Annotated in this window: 3 protein-coding genes; all 3 read right to left on the bottom strand. The window is 38.9% G+C overall.

Annotated elements, in window-relative coordinates; translation table 11 throughout:
• Positions 1–103: 103 nt before the first annotated feature.
• Positions 104–637 (bottom strand): cysteine hydrolase family protein, encoded by a 534-nt coding sequence (locus RH45_RS22260; protein WP_008081737.1) that lies wholly within the window; start codon positions 635–637, stop codon positions 104–106.
• A gap of 144 nt (positions 638–781) precedes the next feature.
• Positions 782–1,120, bottom strand: a complete 339-nt coding sequence (locus RH45_RS22255; protein ID WP_008081735.1) for a GFA family protein — start codon at positions 1,118–1,120, stop codon at positions 782–784.
• A gap of 141 nt (positions 1,121–1,261) precedes the next feature.
• On the bottom strand, positions 1,262–1,552 hold the full coding sequence (locus RH45_RS23395; RefSeq protein ID WP_008081733.1) for a hypothetical protein: 291 nt from the start codon (positions 1,550–1,552) through the stop codon (positions 1,262–1,264).
• Between the last annotated feature and the right edge of the window lie 61 nt (positions 1,553–1,613).

Here is a 1,613-nt window from a genome sequence, read left to right as displayed (position 1 = left end):
AAGCACGCAACCACGACACTTAATTTGACCACCGTAAACACTGAACCAAATCCAAACTAAAAATGCCAAGCGTGCTGAATCACTCTTAAATTGCTTGTTAGCCCTATGCCCAAAGGTTGCACGCCTCTACCGCTTGGATTTTAACGCCGAAACTAGAAATACTAGGTAACGTCGCATTATGGTGCTCTCGAATTTGAGCCCCACTGGCGTGCTCCTTATCATGAGTTGTGTGAGCATCCGATACCAACGTTACAGGATAGCCTAAACCTGCAGCTCTGCGAATGGTAGTATCAACGCAAAACTCTGAGGCGTAGCCACACACAATTAAGCTATCTACATCGAGTTCATTCAAAACACTTTGAAGATTAGTATTCAAGAAAGAGTCTGGTGTTGTTTTGCGAACGAAATGGTCGCCAGTTTGTGTAATTAAGCTCGACTGTAATGCCCAACCAACGCTTTCGTATTCAATAACAGATTTAGGTTGCTCGTGCTGAACAAAGATAACTGGAATAGACTTAGCACGCGCTAATTTCGTAACCTCATTAATTTTGGTGAGTACGATTTGTGATTCAAATGGTTGAGGTTCCGGGTCGAACAGAATCGACTGAACATCAATAACTAATACTGCAGATTTCATTGTTTTCCTCTGATAGGGCTAACGCCAAATTAAGGTGTGAACAACGCTAACATCTTAACTAAAGCATTGTGCCATAAACACAAAACTGACTTAAAGTGAAAGCGCCGAGCGTTGTGAATCACTCTTAAATTTATTGTTAGGTGATTAGTACGATGCGCCATTGATCTTACGAACAGGAATACTCAAAAGCACTTCATTTTCGGCCATTCTCATATTTACAGCCAAGATATCTTCGGAACATTTCTGTGTTGTTATGTAGTGCGTTAAACAACCACATGAGTTGCAACGATGAAATTCTACTTCTTTGTCACCCCAACAATAGAAAGATGTTTTGTCACTCATTTTGATTTGAACTTGTTCTGGAGAAAAGTACGCCCAAGCCGCAGCATAGCGACGACAAATAGAACAGTTACACTCTCCAACTTCTTTAGGGAACGAACTCAACACCAAGCTAACGTTTCCGCAGTGACACTTTAATTCCATTCGATAATTCCCTGTATTCACCTAACGCCGCATTAAGGTGTGAACAACGCTACCACGAAACTAAATCATACCACCGTAAACACCGCACTCAAAGATAGAATGAAAAATGCCAAGCGTTGAGAATCACTCTTAAATGCTTTGTTAAGTTTCCATTGTTGAACTCCCAATATCATCTCGAATATTTACAACAATGAAAACAGAAAGGAAGTCAATTATAGATAGCATTGCTTGCTGAAAGTCTTCCATATAAACACTTTCATCACCGTGTTCTAGAGCATTTTGATACCTTGCTACGGCACTAAAATCATGATGGGTAATTCGAGATAAAAAAGAGTATATTTCATTATAATAGTCTTCTCCAAATGGTGAAAACTTCGCTTTCTCTTTGACTTTAGCAACAAGTTTATATTGAAATACATTTGCTTTTTTCAAGTCATTAACCTGTTGTTTATTTAATTTCTCCTCTTTTGTATCGAATTTACATAAACTTTAG

This window comes from Vibrio sinaloensis DSM 21326 (genome assembly GCF_000189275.1).
Taxonomy (GTDB): Bacteria; Pseudomonadota; Gammaproteobacteria; order Enterobacterales; family Vibrionaceae; genus Vibrio; species Vibrio sinaloensis.
Note: the sequence above shows the minus strand (reverse complement) of the source record. Positions and strands in the feature narration are given on the sequence as shown.

Excerpts from the sequence above, each read along its gene's own strand:
- RH45_RS22255 (WP_008081735.1), bottom strand. The coding sequence starts at position 1,120 with ATGGAATTAAAGTGTCACTGCGGAAACGTTAGCTTGGTGTTGAGTTCG.
- RH45_RS22260 (WP_008081737.1), bottom strand. The coding sequence starts at position 637 with ATGAAATCTGCAGTATTAGTTATTGATGTTCAGTCGATTCTGTTCGAC.